This window comes from Pseudomonas sp. AB39(2026), from assembly GCF_059831485.1.
Window position 1 is genome coordinate 2,765,578 of record NZ_CP195212.1, and the last position, 21,585, is coordinate 2,787,162.

Below are 21,585 nucleotides of genomic sequence, written 5' to 3' on the forward strand. Positions count from 1 at the left end.
GCCCGCTATGCGCCAGCTATTGCTTGCCTTCTTGTTACTGTTAACCCTCCCGGCCGCTGCCGACCTGCTAGGCGACCGGCCCAGCGCCGTGCTTGGCGCACCTTCGGTAGGTGGCGAGTCGTTTCTTCCTGTTCGTCAGGCGTTTCAGCTCAGCCGCGTAGACGCGCCAGCCCATTCGATTCGGTTGCGCTTCGTGGCCGCCGAGGGCTATTACCTGTACCGCCATCGGTTGCAGATCACTACCGAGCCTGCCGGTGTTCCCTTGGGTCAACCACAACTGCCCGCAGGAGAGCGCAAGCACGACGAGTACTTCGGTGACGTGGAGGTGTACCACAATATCCTGGATGTAGACGTGCCCCGCCCCGCTGAAGCCGGTACGGCGTTCACCCTGGTGGTCACCTATCAAGGCTGCGCTGACAAAGGTCTTTGCTATCCACCGGAAACCGAGCGCTTGGCCATACCCGCACTTGAGGGGGATGCGTCTGTAGCCTCTTCGCTTGCAGGCGATGCGGCAGTGGCTACCCAGCCATCGGCAGCGCCTTGGACATGGCGCGAGCTGGCCGTGTTCTTCCTGGCAGGGCTGGGGCTGACGTTCACCCCCTGTGTACTGCCCATGCTGCCGATTCTTTCAGGCGTGGTATTGCGCGGCCAAGTGGGTGGGCTGCGCGGCCTGAGCCTGTCTCTGGCTTACACGCTGCCCATGGCCGCCTGCTTTGCGGCACTCGGCGCGCTGATGGGCGTATTCGGGGCCAGCCTCAACCTGCAGGCACGGCTGCAGTCGGCCTGGGTGCTGGTGCCTTTCGCCTGCTTCTTCGGCGTGTTTGCCCTAGCCATGTTCGGTGCATTCGAGCTCAAGCTTCCACGCAGGCTCAACGACTGGCTCGACCATAAGGCCAGCCGCACTCAGGGAGGCTCGTTGCTAGGCGCTGCCGCGTTGGGCGTACTGTCCAGCTTATTGGTATCGCCCTGTGTGTCCGCGCCACTGGCCGGTGCCCTGCTCTATATAAGCGCCAGCGGCGACGCAGTGGGTGGGGGCTTGAAATTGCTGGCCCTGGGCTTTGGCATGGGCACGCCACTGGTGGTGATTGGCACGGGCGGCGCCGCCTGGCTGCCCAAAAGCGGGCCATGGCTGGTCACGGTAAAGAACGCCATAGGGGTATTGCTGCTGGGGCTGGCCATTGCATTGCTAAGCCGCGTACTACCGGGCCCTATCACCTTGTTGCTCGTGGGCCTGCTGGCGGCTGGCACAGGGCTTTTCCTCGGTGCACTGGACCTTTCACCGCTGAAGCAGACACTGCCGCGGTTACGTCAATTGGTCGGCCTGTTGTGCCTGTGCTATGGCATCGCCTGCTGGATCGGTGCCCTCAGCGGAAGCAACGACCCGCTGCGCCCTCTGGCTGCAGGCAACGCTGCCGCCCTGGCTGCACCTGACATACAGGCCTGGCAGTCCATCACTGAAGTGCCTGCCCTTGAGCAGGCACTGGCAGATGCGGCTGCAGAGGGCAGCCCTGTTGTCGTGGACTGGTACGCAGACTGGTGCATCAGTTGCAAGGTGATCGAACGCGAAGTACTCAATCAGGCCCCGACCCTTGCCAAGCTCAAGGAGTATCGCAAGGTGCGCCTCGACATCACCCGCAATACCGCTGCACAACGTGCGCTGCTCGACCAGTATGGGCTGTTCGGCCCACCCGTTATCCAATTCTTTGGCCCCAATGGCAGCGAAGTTCGGGAATCGCGAGTCGTTGGTGAAATAAACCTGGCAGGTTTCCTGGCCAAGGTGCCGCAATAGACCATTTTCCCTCCTCCATGACCAAGGTGAGCAGGCCAGTCACATAAATGTCGGCATTCTCGGCAAACGTGCTTGTAGCTGCGGCAAACTGGACACGCGCGCACTGATTGGGCATAGTCGCCCCCTCACGCTATTACAAGAACCTTCAAAAGGGTCAATCGATGATGGTCATGCCGCCCCGCTTTCCAGTGCCCAGTGCGGCATGGGTTCCGCTGGCATTGCATTCAGAAGTGACGTGGCGGCCCCAAGGGGCATCCCACACTCTGACGCGCCATTTGTCGAGGCGCGATCAAGGACATACGTATTCGCCGGTTGGCTGCTTTGTGCAGGCTACCAGCATATGGCCAACAGTGCCGATGTCGACCGACCGGGCTGCCAGGCCATTCAGGATCATCTGAACCCTTTTGCCTTAAAACCCCTGACCCATGCGGGAGTTGAGTTCATGGATATTCGTAAAGTCAAGAAACTGATCGAGCTGCTGGAAGAGTCCGGCATTGATGAGCTGGAAATCAAGGAAGGCGAGGAGTCTGTACGGATCAGCCGTCACAGCAAGGCACCTGCCCAGCAGTTCTATGCACCACAGCAAATGGCTCCTGCTGCTGCACCTGCCCCGGCAGCCGCTCCAGTGGCTACTGCTGCTGCAGAAACCGCAGCCGCACCAAAACTCAATGGCACCGTTGCACGCTCACCCATGGTCGGCACGTTCTATCGCAAGCCCTCCCCTGCGTCTCCAAACTTTGCAGAAGTCGGCCAGACCGTGAAGAAGGGCGACACCCTGTGCATCGTCGAAGCCATGAAAATGATGAATCACATCGAAGCCGAAACCAGTGGCGTCATCGAGTCCATTTTGGTGGAAGACGGGCAGCCGGTTGAGTTCGACCAGCCGCTGTTCACCATCGTTTGAACCGCGGAGTGCCTCCGATGTTGGAAAAAGTACTGATCGCCAACCGCGGCGAGATCGCCCTTCGCATCTTGCGTGCCTGCAAGGAGTTGGGCGTCAAGACCGTCGCGGTTTATTCGACCGCCGACCGTGAACTGATGCATTTGGGCCTGGCAGACGAGTCTGTGTGCATTGGCCCGGCACCTGCCGGAAAGTCCTACCTGCATATCCCGGCCATCATCGCCGCTGCAGAGGTCACTGGCGCCACGGCCATCCACCCCGGCTACGGCTTTCTGGCAGAAAACGCCGACTTTGCCGAGCAGGTAGAGAAGTCCGGCTTCGCCTTCATCGGGCCCAAGGCCGATACCATCCGCCTGATGGGCGACAAGGTGTCGGCCAAGGACGCCATGAAGCGTACAGGCGTTCCCACGGTGCCGGGCTCGGACGGCCCACTGCCCGAAGACGAAGAAGAAGCGCTGCGCATCGGCCGCGAAGTGGGCTACCCGGTGATTATCAAGGCAGCAGGCGGCGGCGGCGGTCGCGGCATGCGCGTGGTGCACAAGGAAGAAGACCTGATCGCTTCGGCCAAACTCACCCGTAACGAAGCGGGCACGGCCTTTGGCAACCCCATGGTGTACCTGGAGAAATTCCTCACCAACCCACGCCATGTGGAAGTGCAGGTATTGTCCGATGGGCAAGGCCAGGCCGTTCACCTGGGTGATCGCGATTGCTCGCTGCAGCGCCGTCACCAGAAGGTCCTGGAAGAAGCACCAGCACCCGGCATCGATGAGGCTGCCCGCCAGGAAGTGCTGGCTCGCTGCGTCAAGGCCTGCATCGAGATCGGCTACCGGGGCGCCGGCACCTTCGAGTTCCTGTACGAAGACGGCCGTTTCTACTTCATCGAAATGAACACCCGCGTTCAGGTCGAGCACCCGGTTTCCGAAATGGTCACCGGTATCGATATCGTGAAGGAGATGCTCAGCATTGCTGCTGGCAACAAGCTTTCCTTCACCCAGGACGACGTGGTGATTCGTGGCCATTCGCTAGAGTGCCGCATCAACGCTGAAGATCCACGCACCTTCATTCCGAGCCCAGGCACGGTCAAGCACTTCCATGCCCCTGGTGGCAACGGTGTGCGTGTGGATTCGCACCTGTACAGCGGCTATGCGGTGCCGCCGAACTACGACTCGCTGATCGGCAAGCTGATCACCTATGGCAAGGATCGGGATGAGGCCATGGCCCGCATGCGCAATGCCCTGGACGAGATCGTGGTAGACGGCATCAAGACCAACATTCCGCTGCATCGCGACCTGGTGCGTGACGAGGGCTTCTGCAAAGGGGGTGTAAATATTCACTACCTTGAGCACAAGCTGGCTGAAGAAAAAGCGCGTTAAGCGTCACCGCGCCTCTCCAGCCGTCAACGCCCTTCGAACCCCGGCCATCGCGCCGGGGTTTTTATTGGCGGCGTGTAAGCCTTCACTGGCAAGCGGCCATACCCCAAGCCAGCCGTGTGCAGTACACTGCCGCCCTTTACCTGGCCCGCTTTGGCGGGCACGCGCAAAGGAATACAACATGCCCTGGCTTCAAGTTCGCCTGGCCATTGGCCCGGAACAGGCCGAAACCTATGAGGACGCGCTACTGGACATTGGCGCGGTCTCGGTCACCTTCATGGATGCCGAAGACCAGCCGATTTTCGAGCCGGACCTCAACACCACACCCCTGTGGAGCCACACCCATCTTCTGGCATTGTTCGAAGCCGACACATCGCCCGACGCGGTATTTGCCCACCTGCGCTTGCTTACCAGCGCCGAATTGCCCGAACACCACGCTGAAGTGATTGAAGACCAGGACTGGGAGCGCAGCTGGATGGACAACTTCCATCCCATGCGTTTCGGCCAACGGCTATGGATTGTGCCAAGCTGGCACGACGCTCCGGAGCCTGGCGCTGTAAACCTGCTGCTGGACCCTGGCCTGGCCTTCGGCACTGGCACCCACCCCACCACGGCCCTGTGCCTGGAATGGCTCGATGGCCAGGCCCTGGCAGGCACTCATGTGTTGGACTTCGGCTGCGGCTCGGGCATTCTCGCCATCGCAGCACTGCTGCTAGGTGCCGAGAAAGCCGTGGGTACCGACATTGATGTACAGGCCTTGGAGGCCTCTCGCGACAACGCGAGCCGCAACAGGATCGCTGATCACCGGCTGGACCTGCACCTACCCGAGCACATGCCGGCGTTGCAGGCCGACGTGCTGGTCGCGAACATACTGGCGGGCCCCCTGGTGTCTTTGGCGCCAACCCTGGCGTCCCATGTACGGCCGGGTGGGCTGCTGGCGCTCTCAGGCATTCTGGCCGAACAGGGCAAGGAGGTGGCAGCCGCCTACACCGAAGCCTTTGAACTGGACCCCATCGCCGAACGCGATGGCTGGGTTCGCATCAGTGGGCGCCGTCGCGCCTAAACCGAAGGCGCCCCTATCAACATTACCTGCCAGAGCCGGACCCGCGCATGAGCGAAAGCTTCGTCACCCAATGCCCGCATTGCCGTACCAGCTTCAAGGTTAGCCACAATCAGTTGAGCGTGGCGCGAGGTGCTGTGCGCTGCGGCGCATGTAAGCAGGTGTTCAACGCTGCCCGGCAACTGCTTGAGCAAAGCACCGGCCAGCCAGTGCTGGCCTCTGCGTCAGCCAGCCCCGCAGCGGACACCGAGCCGGTACCCCACCTGCCACGGCCTCCGGCACAGTGGCAGGCCGAGGGCGCAGACCTTGAACAACTGGACCTGGACCATGAACTGGCCAGGCTGGAACGCCGGCCTGCACCTTCGAAAAAGCAGGCGGCGCCCTCTTCGATTCTAAGCGCACAGCGGGACCAGGCCGAGGATTGGCCAGACGAGCCCTTCGGTGATCACCAGCATTCCAGCCACGACCACACCGCGGTAACGCTGGCAGATAACATGCGCGAAGAGCCCCGCTTGGGCGACCACAGCGAACCTGCCGCAGGCGACGGGCCAGCGGCCACCGATCGGCGCCGTACGCCCAAGGCCGAACCTGCCGTAGTGCTGCACCGCACCCCGGAATCCGGTTCCCGTAACGAACCCGAACTTCATGACGAATACCTGCCAGACCTGCACAAGGAGCCGTTGCAGCTGCAATGGGAAACGCCACAGCGCTCCCCAGGCAAGCGGTGGCTGTGGGCAGGCTTGAGCCTGGTGGCTGCACTGGCGCTTATAGGCCAGTACGTGGCCTTCCATTTCGATGAGTTGGCGCGACAGGACAGCTACCGCCCCTGGTTTGTATCCCTGTGCCCAATGCTTGGCTGTACCGTGCCTTCACGCGTGGATATCCATCTGATTCGCAGCAGCAACCTGGTAGTGCGTAGCCACCCCACGTTCGCTGGTGCCCTGGTAGTCGATGCGATCATTTATAACCGGGCGCCATTCGGCCAACCCTTCCCGCTGCTGGAACTGCGCTTTGCTGACATCAATAACAAAATGATCGCCAGCCGTCGTTTCAAGCCTTCGGAGTATCTGAGCGGAGACCTGGCCGGGCAAGGCGAAATGCCACCTCAGATCCCCATTCATATCGCGCTCGATATTCTCGACCCCGGCAAGCGAGCGGTTAACTACAGTTTGTCCTTCCACTCACCCGAATGAGCCACCTGTCCAACCGGTTGGCTATAAGCCTGCCACTGTTCAGATTTTATCCAGTTTGACCTTTATCCGGTCATTCAGAGCGGGTATCATGCGTTCCCTTTTTCGAACTCCAGGCTTCGTACGAATCCGGCCTCACCACGGGTAAAACACCTATGTCGGCGGTACGCATCGGCCCCTACACCCTCAGCAACGGCTTGATACTTGCTCCTATGGCAGGTGTCACCGACCAACCCTTTCGCCAGTTGTGCCGGCGTTTAGGCGCTGGGCTTGTGGTATCAGAAATGGTCACTGCAGATATGTCTCTGTGGAACAGCCGCAAATCCCGCTTGCGCAGGATTCACGAAGGCGACCCGGAACCGCGTTCCGTGCAGATCGCCGGTGGCGATGCACAGATGCTGGCCGCCGCTGCAAAGGCGAACGTCGAGGCGGGTGCACAGATCATCGACATCAACATGGGTTGCCCGGCGAAAAAGGTGTGCAACAAGGCAGCTGGCTCCGCCCTGCTGCGGGATGAAGCCTTGGTGGCAGAGATTCTCGAGGCCGTGGTGCGTGCTGTGGATGTGCCCGTCACGCTCAAGATACGCACCGGGTGGGACCACGATAACCGTAATGGTTTGGCAGTGGCCAAAATCGCCGAGCAATCGGGCATCAGCGCGCTTGCCGTGCATGGCCGCACCCGTGCCGACCTGTACAAGGGCAGCGCCGAGTACGACACCATCGCCCTGATCAAGCAGGCCGTTTCCATGCCTGTCTTTGCCAACGGCGATATCACCTCCCCGGCCAAAGCCGCCGAGGTATTGCGATACACAGGTGCCGACGGCCTGCTGATCGGCAGGGCGGCCCAAGGGCGGCCGTGGATCTTTCGGGAAATCGAGCACTACCTGCGCACCGGTGATTACCTCCCGGCGCCTGGGCTGGAAGAAGTGGAACGCATCCTGCTGGACCACCTGGCCGCGTTGCATGCGTTCTACGGGGATGTGATGGGCGTGCGCATTGCCCGCAAGCATGTGGGCTGGTACCTGGCAACCTTGCCTGGCGGCCGCGAATTTCGCGCAGGCTTCAATGGTTTGGAAGAGACAACAGCACAGTGCGCCAGGGTTCGCGAGTTTTTCCGCGAACACGACAAGAACCTTGAAGCAAAGGATGGAGAAGGGGTGGCCGCATGACGATGATGACCGAGACTTTAGTGAGTGGAACAACGCCTGTGAGCGATAACGTCAACCTGAAGCAGCACCTCAACACGCCGTCCGAAGAAGGGCAGACACTTCGCGGAAATGTGGAAAAAGCGCTGCACAATTATTTCGCACACCTTGAAGGCGCTTCTGTCACCGACGTCTACAACCTGGTGCTCTCCGAAGTCGAAGCCCCTCTGCTCGAAACCGTCATGAACTACGTCAAGGGCAACCAGACCAAGGCCAGCGAGATGTTGGGCCTGAATCGAGGAACCCTGCGAAAGAAGCTCAAGCAGTACGATCTGCTCTGAGCTGTACGACATTCCGAAAAGGCGACTGCATGCAGCTCGCCTTTTTTGCTAATCGCTCTGAATGGAAATCGAAATGACCGACCAGACCACCCGCCTGCCGATACGCCGTGCCTTGATCAGCGTGTCCGACAAAACCGGCATCCTGGCGTTTGCCCGTGAGCTCGAAGCGCTCGGCGTGGAAATCCTTTCTACAGGCGGCACCTTCAAGCTGCTGCGTGACAACGGCGTGACTGCTGTGGAAGTAGCCGACTACACCGGTTTCCCGGAAATGATGGATGGGCGGGTAAAAACCCTGCACCCCAAGATTCATGGCGGAATCCTGGGGCGTCGCGGGGTAGATGATGCGGTAATGGCCGAGCACGCCATTGGCCCCATCGACCTGGTTGCGGTCAATCTCTACCCCTTCGAAGCCACAGTTGCCAAGCCAGGCTGCGACCTGGCCACAGCGGTCGAAAATATCGACATCGGCGGCCCGACCATGGTCCGCTCTGCTGCGAAGAATCACAAAGACGTTGCCATCGTCGTCAACGTCAGCGACTACGAGGCGGTGATCGATAGCCTCAAAGCGGGTGGCCTGACCTACGCCCAGCGTTTCGACCTTATGCTCAAAGCGTTCGAGCATACCTCGGCCTATGACGGCATGATCGCCAACTACTTTGGTACAGTCGATCAGCAGGCCAGCACCTTGTCCAGCGAGGGCCGTGACGAGTTCCCGCGCACCTTCAGCAGCCAGTTCATCAAGGCTCAAGGCATGCGCTACGGCGAAAACCCACACCAGAAGGCGGCTTTCTATGTGGAAGCCAAACCTGCCGAAGCCGGTATCGCAACCGCTGTGCAATTGCAGGGCAAGGAACTGTCCTACAACAATGTGGCCGACACGGACGCCGCGCTGGAATGCGTGAAAAGCTTCGTGAAACCGGCCTGCGTCATCGTCAAGCATGCCAACCCCTGTGGCGTGGCTGTGTGCCCGGATGCCGAAGGCGGTATTCGCCAGGCGTACGAGCTGGCGTATGCCACCGATAGCGAGTCGGCATTCGGCGGTATCATCGCCTTTAACCGCGAACTTGATGCGGCGACGGCCCAGGCCATCGTTGATCGCCAGTTCGTCGAAGTCATCATTGCCCCAAGCGTGAGCGCCGAAGCCCGTGCAGTGGTGGCTGCCAAAGCCAATGTACGCCTGCTCACCTGTGGCCAATGGCCGGAGGCACGGGCAGCGGCCTGGGACTTCAAGCGGGTGACCGGCGGCCTGTTGGTGCAAAGCCGTGACATCGGCATGATCAAGGCCGAGGACCTGAAAGTGGTGACCCAGCGTGCGCCTACTGAACAGGAAATCCATGACCTGATCTTCGCGTGGAAAGTGGCCAAATACGTGAAGTCCAACGCTATCGTGTACGCCCGCAACCGGCAGACCATCGGGGTAGGTGCCGGCCAGATGAGCCGCGTCAATTCCGCACGTATCGCCGCCATCAAGGCCGAACATGCCGGCCTGCCAGTGGAAGGTGCAGTGATGGCGTCCGACGCCTTCTTCCCGTTCCGCGATGGCATCGACAACGCGGCCAAGGCAGGCATCCGTGCCGTGATTCAGCCAGGCGGTTCCATGCGCGACGCCGAAGTGATTGCCGCCGCGGATGAGGCGGGGATTGCCATGGTGTTTACCGGCATGCGCCATTTTAGACATTGAGACGGCCGCGCTGACGTAGGCATCTGCTGTGTTGGCGCCGCTTCCCGGAATGCTCATTGCCACCAGGCAACTCCGCTTCCGGAAAACGACGCCGCCTTGCAGCTACCTACGGCATCACGACCTTGTCTGGTAGCGACTGCAAGTCGCCTCTACCGCTAAGGAATTGGATATGAACGTATTGATCATCGGCAGCGGCGGGCGTGAGCACGCGCTGGCGTGGAAAGTAGCGCAGGATCCGCGCATCCAGAAGGTATTCGTGGCCCCCGGCAACGCCGGTACTGCGACCGAGGCCAAATGCGAGAACGTGGCCATTGATGTACTGGCCCTTGAGCAACTGGCAGACTTTGCTGAAAAGAATGTACAGCTGACCATCGTCGGCCCTGAAGCGCCCTTGGTGGCCGGTGTAGTGGACCTGTTCCGCCAGCGTGGCCTGGACTGCTTTGGCCCCACCGCCGGTGCCGCGCAACTGGAAGGCTCCAAGGCCTTCACTAAGGATTTCCTGGCCCGGCATAACATCCCTACCGCCAATTACCAGAATTTCACCGAAGTCGAACATGCTATGGCCTACCTTCGCGAACAAGGTGCCCCGATCGTGATCAAGGCGGATGGCTTGGCGGCGGGCAAAGGTGTCATCGTTGCCATGACGCTTGAGGAAGCCGAAGCGGCCGTGCGCGATATGCTGGCCGGCAACGCTTTCGGCGAGGCAGGCTCCCGCGTGGTGATCGAGGAATTCCTGGACGGCGAAGAAGCCAGCTTCATTGTAATGGTGGACGGCAACAACGTGCTGCCAATGGCGACCAGCCAGGACCATAAGCGCGTAGGGGATGCCGATACTGGGCCGAACACCGGCGGCATGGGTGCCTATTCTCCTGCCCCCGTGGTAACGGATGACGTGCATCAACGGGTCATGGACCAGGTCATCTGGCCCACGGTCAAAGGCATGGCGGCCGAGGGCAATACCTATACCGGCTTCCTGTATGCCGGTTTGATGATCGACACGGCGGGTAACCCCAAGGTCATCGAATTCAATTGCCGCTTCGGTGACCCCGAAACGCAACCGATCATGCTCCGCCTCCAGTCAAGCCTGGTGTTACTGGTGGAAGCTGCGCTGGCCAAGGCGCTGAACAAGATCGAAGCGCAGTGGGACCCTCGCCCTAGCCTGGGCATCGTACTGGCTGCTGGTGGTTACCCTGGGGACTATGCCAAGGGCGACGTCATAGGGGGGCTGGGCGCGGCCTCGCAACTGCCGGGCAAGGTATTCCACGCAGGCACTGCACTTGCGAACGGCGAAGTCGTAACCGCCGGCGGTCGTGTGCTCTGTGCCACGGCACTGGGCACCACGGTAGGCGAGGCACAGCAACAGGCCTATGCCTTGGCTTCCAACGTCAGCTGGAAGGGCAGCTTCTACCGTACGGACATCGGCTATCGTGCCATTGCCCGTGAACGCGGTGAAGGCTGACCGGTCCAAATAGCCACGAAAAGCGCCTTGCAGCCTGTCTTGCGGGGCGCTTTCATGCATTCTGGCAGCCCGCGAACCGGTCTGGCTCAGGCGCGGTTATACTCAGTACACGCTTATCCAGGACAGGGAATTGCCCGTGCATCGGCTCAGGATTGCCTTGCTTTTCATCGTCGGGCTGCTGGTTTCCAGCCTGACGCCCGCCTATGCCGAGCAAGGCACCGGCTGGGCCATCTTTGTTGATGACCAGGCCGCGCTTCAGATCAGTGATATACGCTCAGAGCGCTATCAAAGCCAGTTTGCGCCCATAGACCTGCGCCAGATCGATGCCGCGCCCCCTCGTAGTGCCCTCTGGCTTCACTACCGCCTGCCCCCGTCTTCCCACGAGCAGATCATCCGCCTGTTCGCGCCCGACCTTTCACGGTTCGACCTGTACACCTTTGCCAATGATCAGTTGCTGCAACACAGCCGCAATGGCTATGACACCGTGGGGGAAGCACCGCTACCCAAGAGTGGCGACCTGCTGTTGCCCTTGCCCATCAACCAGGCGCCGGTGGACATCTACCTGCGGCTGATGACCGAGCATCAGGTGCGCCCAGGTATCATACTGGAGCCTGCCATCCAGGCAGCCGCCCACCAGAACCAGACGCTGTTGTTCGGCGTGCTGCTAGGCTGCATGGCCATGTTGATTCTGCATAACCTTGCACGGTATGCCTTTAATCGTTCCGCCAGCAGCCTATGGTTAGCCGCATGCCAAGCATTGGTACTGGCCAGCGCCTTGATTCTGGTCAACCTGGGCCACCCCTGGATTGCACCCTGGAACACCGCGCGTACGCCGGCTGCCTATTTCGCTATGTTGCTAGGTGCCGAATGTGCACTCATGTATACCCTACGCTTCTTCGCTGCCCGCCCCTCTCCGCGGCTCAACCGCCTGGTTACAGGGCTTATGGGCGTGATCGCCCTGGCTGGCGTGCTTTTGATGTTCCTTGCCAACTTGCCACTCAACTTCACCGCCTACGCTGCGGTGGCTGCCACATGCCTATGCATGCTGGTGGTAGCAGCCCGCCATTGGTATCGCGGTTATCCACCTGCGCGGTTGTTCACACTGGCCATGGCATTGTGCAGCATTGGGTTCCTGGTGGTATTGCCGGCCACGCTTGTGCTTACCCGCACCCCCGTACAGTGGTTGATCTTTGGCATGCTCGCCTGTGCAGTGTGTAGCGGTGGCATGTTGAACCTGGCGTTGACTACACGCCTGCGGCGCATCAACGAGGACCGCTACAGTGCCAGCAGGGCGTTGGCAGCCTCCACCGCCGAAACCAACGCCAAGGCAGAGTTTCTGGCCAAGCTGAGCCACGAGATACGCACCCCCATGAATGGTGTGCTGGGCATGACTGAGCTGCTGCTGGGGACGCCGCTGTCGGTCAAGCAACGCGACTACGTACAGACTATTCATGGGGCCGGCAATGAGCTGCTGACCCTGATCAATGACATTCTCGACATTTCCAAGATCGAGTCGGGCCAGATCGAACTGGACGACGTGCAATTCGACCTCAACGCGCTCATGGAAGAATGCCTGAGCATTTATCGCGGGCGGGCCGAGCAGCAAAATGTAGAGCTCATCAGCTTTACCCAGCCACAAGTACCGCGCGTCATCAGTGGCGACCCCATGCGCCTGCGCCAGGCGCTGCTGGCCATGCTGGATAACGCACTGAAAAAGACCGACGGTGGCGAAGTACTGGTAGCCGCTGCCTTGGACCAGCGGGGAGGCGCGCCTCGCCTGCGTATCGCCGTACAGGACAGTGGTGACCCCCTTCCTCCTGAGGAGCGTGACGCGCTGCTTCATGCCGAACTGCGCAGCCAGGACCTGCTCACTACCAACAAGCCGGGAAGCAGCCACCTCGGCCTGCTTATCGCACGGCAGCTGATTGGGTTGATGAACGGAGAATTCGGTATCAAAAGCGGTGCCCATCAGGGCAGTACCTTCTGGCTTACCCTGCCGCTGGACGCGCAGCGCATGGAGCAGCCTCACCCCGACCTGGACAGCAGCCTCAAGGACGCACGCGTTCTGGTAGTGGATGACAATGACACCTGCCGCAAGGTGCTGGTACAGCAGTGCACTGCCTGGGGCCTGAATGTGAGCGCGGCCTCCTCTGGCAAGGAAGCCCTGGCACTGCTGCGGACCAAGGCACACTTACGTGACTATTTCGACGTGGTGCTGCTGGACCAGAACATGCCAGGCATGACCGGTATGCAGTTAGCTACAAAAATCAAGGAAGACCCCAGCCTGAATCACGACATTCTGATCATCATGCTGACAGGGATCAGCAATGCGCCCAGCAAAGTGATTGCACGCAATGCCGGTGTAAAGCGCATTCTTGCCAAACCCGTGGCTGGCTACACATTGCGTACCACCTTGGCTGACGAACTGTCCCATCGCACCCTGGCCGAAGCGCACCTGTCGGCAGCACCCGCCCGGCAAGCCTCCGAAGAGCCCGGCGTGCCTGCAGACTTCCGCATTCTGGTGGCCGAGGACAACAGCATTTCCACCAAAGTGATACGCGGCATGCTCGGCAAGCTCAACCTGCAGCCAGATACCGCCAGCAATGGCGAAGAGGCCCTGCAAGCCATGAAGGCTCGGCGCTATGACCTGGTATTAATGGATTGCGAAATGCCTGTACTGGATGGCTTCAGTGCCACCCAGCAATTGCGTGCCTGGGAACTGGGTACCCGCCGCGAACGTACGCCGGTCGTTGCACTCACGGCGCATATCCTTAGCGAGCACAAGGAACGGGCTAGGGTGGCAGGCATGGACGGTCATATGGCCAAGCCGGTAGAGATGTCCCAGTTGCGAGAACTGATCGACCACTGGGTGGCTCGCCGCGACAGCAGCGCCAACGAGGTCGAACGGGGCTAGCTGGGCTAAGGGGTAGCCAAAGGGGGCGGCACCTGCGCGTGATCTTGCCTCGTCGGCCGACATGCCTTTACTTAAACCCAGAAAACCATGACCCACGACAGCGGCTTGTTCGAGCGTGATGTCTTGCGAAGCCGTCACGATGGTTCAATCCCTGAAAAAGGTGAGCGCCGGTTGTGAAGTGCTAGCACGCGCCTTAGCATCGGGATTGAACCAGGTCAGGATAGACCCGTGTCTGGCTCAGGGCGCCTGAGGGTACCAACGCGGTGTATACACCCAGGGCGGCCCTTCTGCTCGTGGTATCACGCGCGTTGTAGACGACCCCACCAGTACCATGGTGCGCATATCCACCATCTCCGGTGTCAGTTCGCCCAAGGTGACCACGGTTAACCGCTGGGCCGGCCGTGCTACATCCCGGCCCAGTACCACAGGGGTAGCGGGCCCCCGGTGCCGACGAACCACCTCCAGTGCCTGCCCTAGCTGCCAGGGGCGCGACCGGGAAATCGGGTTATAGAACGCCATGGCCAAGTCAGCCTGGCCGGCCAGGTCGAGCCGTGCTTCGATAACCGACCAAGGCTTGAGGTTGTCCGATAGGGAGATCATGCAGAAGTCATGGCCCAAGGGCGCTCCGGCCAGTGCTGCCGTGGCCAGCGAGGCCGATACACCGGGCAGCATGACCAGTTCTACAGCATGCAGTGCCGGGTCAGCCGCCGCCTCCAGGGCTTCGAGCACAGCGGACGCCATGGCAAACACCCCAGGGTCGCCAGACGATACCACCACGACCGAACGCCCCGTGGCAGCCAGTTCCAGGGCATGCCGCGCACGCTGCAGCTCTTCGCGGTTATCCGTACAGTGCAGTACCTGTTCAGGGCGGAACGGCCCGGCCATGTTCACATAGGTTTCATAGCCCAGAATATCCTGTGCGCCCGCCAGTTCGGCCTGCACCGCTGGCACCATGAACGCCCTTGCACCGGGGCCAAGCCCTACCACCGCCAGGCGGCCTCGACGCTGCCCCAGCGTGTCTAGCTGCAAGGGTTCTGTACCGATGACCAAGGTGATGTCGCCGTGTACTACCTGACTTGCACCTGGCACCTCACCCAGCAGGCCCTCGGCGGACTGCCCGGCTCGAATGAAGCGAAGCCCTGCATTCAACATGTGGGCTGCATCTTCAAGCGCGGCCTTGCCCATCAGGGTTTGGGGGGCCAACAGGCACGCCAGCGCAGCAGGTGCCAGGCCTGCCTCACTTAATGCTTTGGCCACCTGCCCCGCAATATCCCCCTCGGCGGTTTGCACCAGGGCCGCGACACACTTGGGATGGATCAACAACGCATCAACGCTTTGGGCCAGCCAAGGGCTAACGCGGATAGCGAGCCGTGCGTCTGCCTGCTTGACAAGCGTGGCGCCTGCCAGCCAGGGCGCGGCCCCTTCGACCCGCACAGGCTGGCCTGCCAGCACGTCCGAAACAAAATGCTTGCCTTGTTCAAGGTCAGCCAGCACATACCCTTGGGGTGGGTTGAGCAGGCAGGTACCGAAGCGTAGTTCACCACTGGTCGTGATCGCCGGGTCAACGCCCAGCGCCTGGGCAATGTCCTTTGCCAGCCGATTCACTCCACCCAGGCCGCCCAGCAGTGGCACCACCGCACTGCCGTCTTCGGCCACGGCCAGCACTGGCGGCTCGCTGCCCTTTTCTTCCAGAACGCTGGCCAGCGCCCGAATCACGATCCCAGCGGCACACAAGGCAACGATGCCTGTCCCCTCGCGGTACAACGCGCGAACGGTGTCACCAAACGCCGTATAGGTCACGTCGGCGGCAGCTGCACGCCCTTCCAGGCCAAGCACATGGGCTTGTGGAAGGAACGCCTGAATACGCCGGGCTACGGGCAAGGCCGAGGCTCCCAGCACAATAATGGCGATTCGCTGCGTGCCGCTCATCCCTGCCACCGTTCGCCAGGCACGATCACCAGTGAGAAATACGGCGACGACATAGGGTCTACCTCCGCCAACGGCACAACCTTCTGGTTGGCCATGGTGGCCCTTTCCACGTACAGGGCACGGTCGCCCAGCCCCAGTTCCATCAGTACCTGCCGTACCTTGGGCAGGTTGCGCCCCAGCTTCATGATCACAGCTGCCTCGGCATCGGCCAGCCGCCGCTTGAGCTCCTCGGCGGGCAACACGCCGGACAGCACGGACAGGCTCTGGTTACGGTAGACCAAGGGCGCACCCAGCACTGCCGCGCCCCCCAGCATGGAACACACCCCTGGAATGACTTCGGTGGTATAGCGTTCAGCCAGGCGATCGTGTAGGTACATGTAAGAGCCATAGAACATGGGGTCGCCTTCGCAAATCACCGCCACGTCTCGCCCAGCTTCAAGGTGCGCTGCCACGTCAACACTGGCCTGATCGTAGAAGTCCGAAATCACCTGCTCATAGGACAATGGCGCCGGCAGCGCTTCGGTAGTGACCGGGTAGACCAGCGGCAACAGGGTTTGCGCGGGCTGCAGGTGGCTTTCGATAATGCCGAAGGCATTGCCCTTTTTGCCCTTGGCAACGAAGTACGCCACCACCGGCGCCTCACGTAACACCCGCAGGGCTTTCACAGTGATCAGCTCGGGGTCCCCTGGACCGACGCCCAGGCCGAACAGGCGACCCAGTGGCATCATTCCACCTCCGTGGCAAGCGCATTGACCGCCGCTGCCGCCATGGCACTGCCGCCACGTCGGCCATTGACCACTACAAAAGGAATGCCCCGGCTATCGGCTGCCAGCATGGCCTTGGATTCAGCCGCGCCTACGAAGCCTACCGGGAACCCCAGTATCAGTGCGGGGCGGGGGGCGCCTGCGTCAATCATGTCCAGCAAGTGAAATAGCGCAGTAGGTGCGTTACCGATCACGACCACGCTGCCTTCTAGCAGGGGACGCCAGAGCTCCAGCGCGACCGCCGAGCGGGTATTGCCCTGCTCCTTGGCCATGCCGGGTACACGTTCGTCCTTGAGCGTACAGATCACCGGGTTATTGGCCGGCAGCCGGGCACGGGTCACGCCCTCGGCCACCATGTGTGCGTCGCACAGGATCGGCGCACCTGCCGCAATCGCCTGGCGGCCGGCCGTACCGGCACCAGGGGAAAATTGAAGGTCCTGTACCACATCGACCATTCCACAGGCATGGATCACCCGTACGGCAAGCTTTTCCAGGTCGGCCGGGATATGGCTCAGGTCCGCCTCGGCCCGAATGATGGCAAAGGAGTTGCGATAGATCGCCTGGCCATCGCGAATGTAATCAATCATCAAAGGTGCTCCGTGAGCAGGCAGCGATCTGCATCGCTGCGTCTTGCACAGTAAGGTCCTGACCCAGCGGCCGGCCAAAGCCAGGCAAGTGTGGGTCGCGGGAGAAGAGGTCGTATCGGCCGGGGGACACCGCCAGCAGTGTCATGGGTGCCACCGAGGGGTAGGCGCATGACCGGGTGCAGCCGGTGAGGTGTACTGGTAGGGCACGGCCGAGCAGAGTCGCCAGCTGACGGGCATCGGCCTTGGTATCTGCCAACCCGCGCTGGCACCCGGCTGACCCCGTGCAGGCCACTAGCCCGGCCAGGGGTTGCCGGTGGTCCACCAACAGGCCCAGTGCCTGCGCCTGGGCTTGTACAGCCTGGGCCTGAGCCTTGGCAACGCCCGGTATTATCACGCCCTGCCATGGGGTAAGGCGCAGTTCACCCTGGGCAACCTCACAGGACAACCGTGCCAAGGCGCTCAGTGCGTCGGCAGGAAGGCGGCCCAGTGCCGGCGATACCCCCACCGACACCTGCCCGGCCTGTTTCTGCGGGTGCAGCCCTAGCGCTGGAGGTACAACACGGGGTGGCAACGCGCCGAACGGGCCTTGGTATACGTCCAAGCCTTCCAGCAGTGCCGAGGCTGGGTAGTGCTCCAACACCTCTCGCATTCGGCCCGGTGCAGGGCCGGCCAAGGCCAGAAAACGGTCCAGTACGGCCAGCCCTAGGGCCACACCCTGTGTGAAAGGTACGGCGGCCACAGGCAGGGCATTGCCGATCGCGCTGGCCAGCCCAAGCGCCAGGTGAAGTTCCCCGTGCAACCAGAGCGGCGACAGCCATAGGTCGTGGGCATGCTGCAGTTCGGCCAGGGCTTCGCCGCCGTCCAGCTGAAGGGCGAACTTGGGGGACAACTGGTGATAATGCGGGCGTTGCTCCAGCGTCTGCAGCAGCTCGGCCGCCAAGGGCCGAGTGTCCAGTGCCGCCGAAGGGTCAAGCCCGGCCATGGGGCTGAGCATCAGGTTGCGTACATCATCGGCCCCGGCAGACGCGGGGCCCAGGCCTGCCGCCATCACCTGGGCTATCAGCCGGTCTTGATTGGCCGGTGTAATGCCCCGTAACTGCACGTTGGCGCGGTTAGTGAGCTCCACTGAACCGTTGCCAAACTGCCGCGCGGCATCGGCCACGGCCTCTGCGCCGTCGGCGGTGATGACGCCGCCTGGCAGCTTGATGCGGCATAGCCCGCCATCACGCGCGGCAACGATACGCAGCAACCCCGGGCAAGCCGATGTTCTGGGTAGTGCAGCAGGCAAGGGGGCCGGCAATGGCTTGTTCAAAAGATCACCCGGCAATCGTCGAAAGGCACTTCTGAGCAGAAGTGCGCGGTATTATGCCTGCTTTGACCGACAGCATGAAAATCCAGCCTGTCGGATTACCCATGAGGATGTTTCATGTTGCCTTGGCTGACCATTGTCGGGATCGGCGAAGATGGCTATTCAGGCCTTGGCAAACAGGCCCGACGCGCCCTGCTGGAGGCCAGCCTGATCATCGGCGCGCCCCGCCAGCTCAACCTGCTTGCGCCCTGCCTGCGGGCCGAGCGGCTGGCCTGGCCTTTGCCCTTTTCCCTGGCGCCGGTGCTGGAGCGCCGTGGGCGCCCGACCTGTGTACTGGCCAGCGGCGACCCCATGTTCAACGGGGTAGGCGCCAGCCTGACACGCCAGTTGCCTGTTACCGAGTGCTGCGTGATCCCGTCACCTTCGTCGGTATCACTGGCCGCCGCGCGGTTGGGCTGGCCACTGGCCGATACCCAAGTAGTCTCCCTGGTCAACCGACCTGTATCCGTGCTCAACCGCTATTTACACACTGGCGAACGGCTGCTGGTGCTCAGCCGCGATGGCGGCACGCCAGCCTTGGTTGCCAATCTGCTGTGTACCGCAGGGTTCTGCCACAGCCGGGTACATGTGCTGGAACACCTGGGTGGCCCCGAGGAAGCCTGCCATGCCGCCACAGCGCAAGCATGGCAGGAAGCGACCTTCCGGGACCTCAACGTCGTGGGGGTGGAGCTGCTTGTTGATGAGGGTATCGCTCCCCTGCCGTGTGTGCCCGGCCTCCCCGACTCGGCCTTCATGCATGACGGCCAGTTGACCAAGCGCGATGTACGGGCAGTTACCTTGGGGCGCCTGGCGCCACGCCCTGGGCAATTGCTCTGGGACGTGGGTGCCGGCTGCGGCTCCATTGGCATTGAGTGGATGCGCGCCCATCCTGGCTGCAGGGCCATTGCCGTGGAAGCGGACACAGGCCGCCAGAAGGTGATCGGCCATAATGCCGCTACCTTGGGCGTGCCCGACCTGCAGGTGGTCAACGGCCGTGCCCCCCTGGCCTTGGAAGGGCTACCCCCACCAGATGCCATCTTCATTGGCGGTGGCGTAACCGTTGAAGGGGTGCTGGCCACCTGCTGGGCCGCGCTCAAGCCCGGTGGCAGGTTGGTAGCCAATGCGGTCACGCTGGAAAGCGAAATGGCGCTGTTCAACTGGCAGGCTTTGCACGGTGGTGAGTTGGTGCGAATACAGGTGGCACAGGCACAGCCCTTGGGTAACTTCCAAACCTGGCGCCAGGCCCTGCCAATCACCCTGCTTGATCTGAAAAAGCCCGACCATGCGTAACGAAACTGCCGAGCAGCCCGCGCCGCTGCGCAGTGGCTTGACCACCGGCACCTGCGCCACCGCCACTAGCCTGGCGGCCGCTACGCTCCTGCTGGAAGGCAGCGCCATGGATGCGGTACAGGTCACCCTGCCAAAGGGCCGTGAAGTGACCTTGCGCCTGGAGTTCTGCCGAGGCCTGTTACCAGGCGAGGCAGAGGCCGGCACACTCAAGGACGCTGGCGATGACCCGGACGTGACCCACGGCGCGCTTGTGCAGGCCCAGGTCAGGCTGACAGAAATGCCGGGCGTGCTGTTCAAGGCAGGCGAAGGCGTAGGCACTGTGACCCGCCCCGGCCTGGTGTTGGGGGTGGGCGAACCCGCCATCAACCCCGTGCCCCGCAAGATGATGACCGAACACCTGGGGCACCTGGCTGCTGCGCAGGGCTATCGAGGCGGGTTTGAAGTGACACTGGGGGTGCGTGACGGCGCAGCACTGGCCTTGAAAACCATGAACCCTCGGTTGGGCATCCTAGGTGGCTTGTCCATTTTGGGCACCAGCGGAATCGTACGGCCGTTTTCCTGCGCGGCCTATATCGCGTCCATTCATCAAGGCATTGATGTGGCCCATACCAACGGCTACGACCACATCGCTGCCTGCACCGGCAACGCCAGCGAAGATACCATCCGGCGGTTATATGGCATGCCAGACATCGCCCTGATCGAGATGGGTGATTTCGTGGGCGCAGTGCTCAAACACCTGCGCAAAGTCCCTATAACCCGCCTGAGCCTGTGTGGCGGCTTCGGCAAGATCAGCAAGCTGGCTGCCGGGCACATGGACCTGCACAGCCGGCACTCGTCCATCGACCTGCCACAGCTGGCCCGGTGGGCAGCGGCGCTGGGGGCGCAGGAAGCCCTGCTGGCAGAGATTCATGGGGCTAATACCAGCCAGCAGGCGCTGGCCCTGGCCACAGCAGCGCAAGTGGCCTTGGGCGACGAAGTGTGCCGGCACGCCTTGGCCTTCGCCCGTAGCGTGGTGCCAGCGTCCGTGGACGTGGAAGTGATTGCTATCGACCGTCAAGGCGGCGTGGTCGGCCGGGCGGGAGGCCCTTGGTAATGCGAATACTGTTGTTAGGCGGGGTCACTGAGAGCCTGCGCATCGCCCGCGAACTGGGGCCGGAGCATATCTATAGCCTGGCGGGCATTGGCCGCATTCCCACAGACCTTCGCTGCACAGTGAAAGTGGGCGGCTATGGCGGCGCTGAGGGGCTGGCCGACTACGTTCGCGCCGAAGGCATCACGCTGCTGGTGGACGCTACACACCCTTATGCGGCGCAGATGAGCCACAACGCTGCCCAGGCCGCTCGGCATGCCGGTATCCCCTGCTGGGCCTTGCGCCGCCCCGGCTGGCACCCCCAGCCCGGTGATGACTGGCGCAATGTGACTGGTTGGGCGTCACTGAGTCAGGCTATCAGTGCGTTCGAACGGCCATTCTTCACCCTCGGCCGTGAACCCCTGGCGCACCTGGGCGATATTCCAGGTCACCAATACTGGACACTGCGCTGTCTGGACGATCACCCCGGCAATGACCATTGCACTGTGATAGGCGCACGTGGCCCGTTCCAGATCGAAGAGGAGCGCGCCCTCTTCGCCCAGAGGCAATTCGACGTGCTGATCAGCAAGAACAGCGGCAGTGGCGCCACCGAGCCCAAGCTTCAGGTTGCTCGCGAACGCGGCATACCCGTGGCGATGCTGGAGAGGCCAGTGCTGCCGGCGGTTGATCGGGCATTCGAGCGGGCTGAGGAGATGATTGAGGCGTTACATGGCTTTATGCCATGAGC

The 21,585-nt window shown here is 61.9% G+C and carries 17 protein-coding genes; 13 read left to right on the forward strand and 4 right to left on the reverse strand.

Annotated features, from left to right (window positions below; genetic code table 11):
• Positions 1–7 precede the first annotated feature (7 nt).
• From dsbD to ACSAMW_RS12785, 10 genes are all read left to right on the forward strand, one after another.
• Positions 8–1,789, forward strand: coding sequence for a protein-disulfide reductase DsbD (gene dsbD / locus ACSAMW_RS12740; RefSeq protein WP_500590616.1), 1,782 nt, complete (start codon positions 8–10; stop codon positions 1,787–1,789).
• 442 nt (positions 1,790–2,231) lie between these two features.
• A complete protein-coding gene (gene accB, locus ACSAMW_RS12745) occupies positions 2,232–2,693 on the forward strand; it encodes an acetyl-CoA carboxylase biotin carboxyl carrier protein (protein ID WP_500590617.1) in 462 nt (153 codons plus the stop codon).
• A 17-nt stretch (positions 2,694–2,710) separates the two neighbouring features.
• On the forward strand, positions 2,711–4,063 hold the full coding sequence (gene accC / locus ACSAMW_RS12750; protein WP_168082779.1) for an acetyl-CoA carboxylase biotin carboxylase subunit: 1,353 nt from the start codon (positions 2,711–2,713) through the stop codon (positions 4,061–4,063).
• A 178-nt stretch (positions 4,064–4,241) separates the two neighbouring features.
• Positions 4,242–5,123, forward strand: a complete 882-nt coding sequence (prmA, locus tag ACSAMW_RS12755) for a 50S ribosomal protein L11 methyltransferase (RefSeq protein WP_500590618.1) — start codon at positions 4,242–4,244, stop codon at positions 5,121–5,123.
• A gap of 47 nt (positions 5,124–5,170) precedes the next feature.
• A complete protein-coding gene (locus ACSAMW_RS12760; protein WP_500590619.1) occupies positions 5,171–6,313 on the forward strand; it encodes a DUF3426 domain-containing protein in 1,143 nt (380 codons plus the stop codon).
• A 152-nt stretch (positions 6,314–6,465) separates the two neighbouring features.
• Positions 6,466–7,479 carry a tRNA dihydrouridine synthase DusB gene (dusB, locus tag ACSAMW_RS12765; RefSeq protein WP_500590620.1) on the forward strand — a complete coding sequence of 338 codons (1,014 nt, stop codon included), beginning with the start codon at positions 6,466–6,468 and terminating at the stop codon, positions 7,477–7,479.
• Positions 7,476–7,796, forward strand: coding sequence for a DNA-binding transcriptional regulator Fis (gene fis, locus ACSAMW_RS12770; RefSeq protein ID WP_168082787.1), 321 nt, complete (start codon positions 7,476–7,478; stop codon positions 7,794–7,796). Before dusB ends, fis begins: the two co-directional genes overlap by 4 nt.
• A gap of 73 nt (positions 7,797–7,869) precedes the next feature.
• Positions 7,870–9,477 carry a bifunctional phosphoribosylaminoimidazolecarboxamide formyltransferase/IMP cyclohydrolase gene (gene purH / locus ACSAMW_RS12775; RefSeq protein ID WP_500590621.1) on the forward strand — a complete coding sequence of 536 codons (1,608 nt, stop codon included), beginning with the start codon at positions 7,870–7,872 and terminating at the stop codon, positions 9,475–9,477.
• Between the two features lie 169 nt (positions 9,478–9,646).
• A complete protein-coding gene (gene purD, locus ACSAMW_RS12780; protein WP_500590622.1) occupies positions 9,647–10,936 on the forward strand; it encodes a phosphoribosylamine--glycine ligase in 1,290 nt (429 codons plus the stop codon).
• 136 nt (positions 10,937–11,072) lie between these two features.
• The gene (locus ACSAMW_RS12785; RefSeq protein ID WP_500594034.1) at positions 11,073–13,850 is read left to right on the forward strand and encodes a response regulator; all 2,778 of its coding nucleotides are present in this window, start codon (positions 11,073–11,075) and stop codon (positions 13,848–13,850) included.
• 237 nt (positions 13,851–14,087) lie between these two features.
• Here ACSAMW_RS12785 and cobJ read toward each other — a convergent pair whose 3' ends face one another.
• From cobJ to cobG, 4 genes are read right to left on the reverse strand one after another with little or no spacing between them, the layout of a single operon-like run.
• A complete protein-coding gene (cobJ, locus tag ACSAMW_RS12790; RefSeq protein ID WP_500590623.1) occupies positions 14,088–15,779 on the reverse strand; it encodes a precorrin-3B C(17)-methyltransferase in 1,692 nt (563 codons plus the stop codon).
• Positions 15,776–16,507 carry a precorrin-2 C(20)-methyltransferase gene (locus tag ACSAMW_RS12795; protein ID WP_500590624.1) on the reverse strand — a complete coding sequence of 244 codons (732 nt, stop codon included), beginning with the start codon at positions 16,505–16,507 and terminating at the stop codon, positions 15,776–15,778. The genes cobJ and ACSAMW_RS12795 overlap by 4 nt, the downstream gene beginning before the upstream one ends.
• Positions 16,504–17,130: a precorrin-8X methylmutase gene (locus tag ACSAMW_RS12800; RefSeq protein ID WP_500590625.1), complete on the reverse strand. Its 627-nt coding sequence runs from the start codon at positions 17,128–17,130 to the stop codon at positions 16,504–16,506. The genes ACSAMW_RS12795 and ACSAMW_RS12800 overlap by 4 nt, the downstream gene beginning before the upstream one ends.
• On the reverse strand, positions 17,123–18,442 hold the full coding sequence (gene cobG, locus ACSAMW_RS12805) for a precorrin-3B synthase (protein ID WP_500590626.1): 1,320 nt from the start codon (positions 18,440–18,442) through the stop codon (positions 17,123–17,125). The genes ACSAMW_RS12800 and cobG overlap by 8 nt, the downstream gene beginning before the upstream one ends.
• A 114-nt stretch (positions 18,443–18,556) precedes the next feature.
• Between cobG and cbiE the strand changes: the two genes are divergently transcribed.
• From cbiE to ACSAMW_RS12820, 3 genes are read left to right on the forward strand one after another with little or no spacing between them, the layout of a single operon-like run.
• A complete protein-coding gene (gene cbiE / locus ACSAMW_RS12810; protein ID WP_500590627.1) occupies positions 18,557–19,768 on the forward strand; it encodes a precorrin-6y C5,15-methyltransferase (decarboxylating) subunit CbiE in 1,212 nt (403 codons plus the stop codon).
• Entirely contained in the window at positions 19,761–20,861 is a 1,101-nt protein-coding gene (locus ACSAMW_RS12815) for a cobalt-precorrin-5B (C(1))-methyltransferase (protein WP_500590628.1), read from the forward strand. Before cbiE ends, ACSAMW_RS12815 begins: the two co-directional genes overlap by 8 nt.
• On the forward strand, positions 20,861–21,583 hold the full coding sequence (locus ACSAMW_RS12820; protein ID WP_500590629.1) for a cobalt-precorrin-6A reductase: 723 nt from the start codon (positions 20,861–20,863) through the stop codon (positions 21,581–21,583). Before ACSAMW_RS12815 ends, ACSAMW_RS12820 begins: the two co-directional genes overlap by 1 nt.
• The last annotated feature ends 2 nt before the right edge of the window (positions 21,584–21,585 follow it).

Coding starts and splice junctions, on each gene's coding strand:
- dsbD (WP_500590616.1), top strand. CDS start 8: ATGCGCCAGCTATTGCTTGCCTTCTTGTTACTGTTAACCCTCCCGGCC.
- accB (WP_500590617.1), top strand. CDS start 2,232: ATGGATATTCGTAAAGTCAAGAAACTGATCGAGCTGCTGGAAGAGTCC.
- accC (WP_168082779.1), top strand. CDS start 2,711: ATGTTGGAAAAAGTACTGATCGCCAACCGCGGCGAGATCGCCCTTCGC.
- prmA (WP_500590618.1), top strand. CDS start 4,242: ATGCCCTGGCTTCAAGTTCGCCTGGCCATTGGCCCGGAACAGGCCGAA.
- ACSAMW_RS12760 (WP_500590619.1), top strand. CDS start 5,171: ATGAGCGAAAGCTTCGTCACCCAATGCCCGCATTGCCGTACCAGCTTC.
- dusB (WP_500590620.1), top strand. CDS start 6,466: ATGTCGGCGGTACGCATCGGCCCCTACACCCTCAGCAACGGCTTGATA.
- fis (WP_168082787.1), top strand. CDS start 7,476: ATGACGATGATGACCGAGACTTTAGTGAGTGGAACAACGCCTGTGAGC.
- purH (WP_500590621.1), top strand. CDS start 7,870: ATGACCGACCAGACCACCCGCCTGCCGATACGCCGTGCCTTGATCAGC.
- purD (WP_500590622.1), top strand. CDS start 9,647: ATGAACGTATTGATCATCGGCAGCGGCGGGCGTGAGCACGCGCTGGCG.
- cobJ (WP_500590623.1), bottom strand. CDS start 15,779: ATGAGCGGCACGCAGCGAATCGCCATTATTGTGCTGGGAGCCTCGGCC.
- ACSAMW_RS12795 (WP_500590624.1), bottom strand. CDS start 16,507: ATGATGCCACTGGGTCGCCTGTTCGGCCTGGGCGTCGGTCCAGGGGAC.
- ACSAMW_RS12800 (WP_500590625.1), bottom strand. CDS start 17,130: ATGATTGATTACATTCGCGATGGCCAGGCGATCTATCGCAACTCCTTT.
- cbiE (WP_500590627.1), top strand. CDS start 18,557: ATGTTGCCTTGGCTGACCATTGTCGGGATCGGCGAAGATGGCTATTCA.
- ACSAMW_RS12815 (WP_500590628.1), top strand. CDS start 19,761: ATGCGTAACGAAACTGCCGAGCAGCCCGCGCCGCTGCGCAGTGGCTTG.
- ACSAMW_RS12820 (WP_500590629.1), top strand. CDS start 20,861: ATGCGAATACTGTTGTTAGGCGGGGTCACTGAGAGCCTGCGCATCGCC.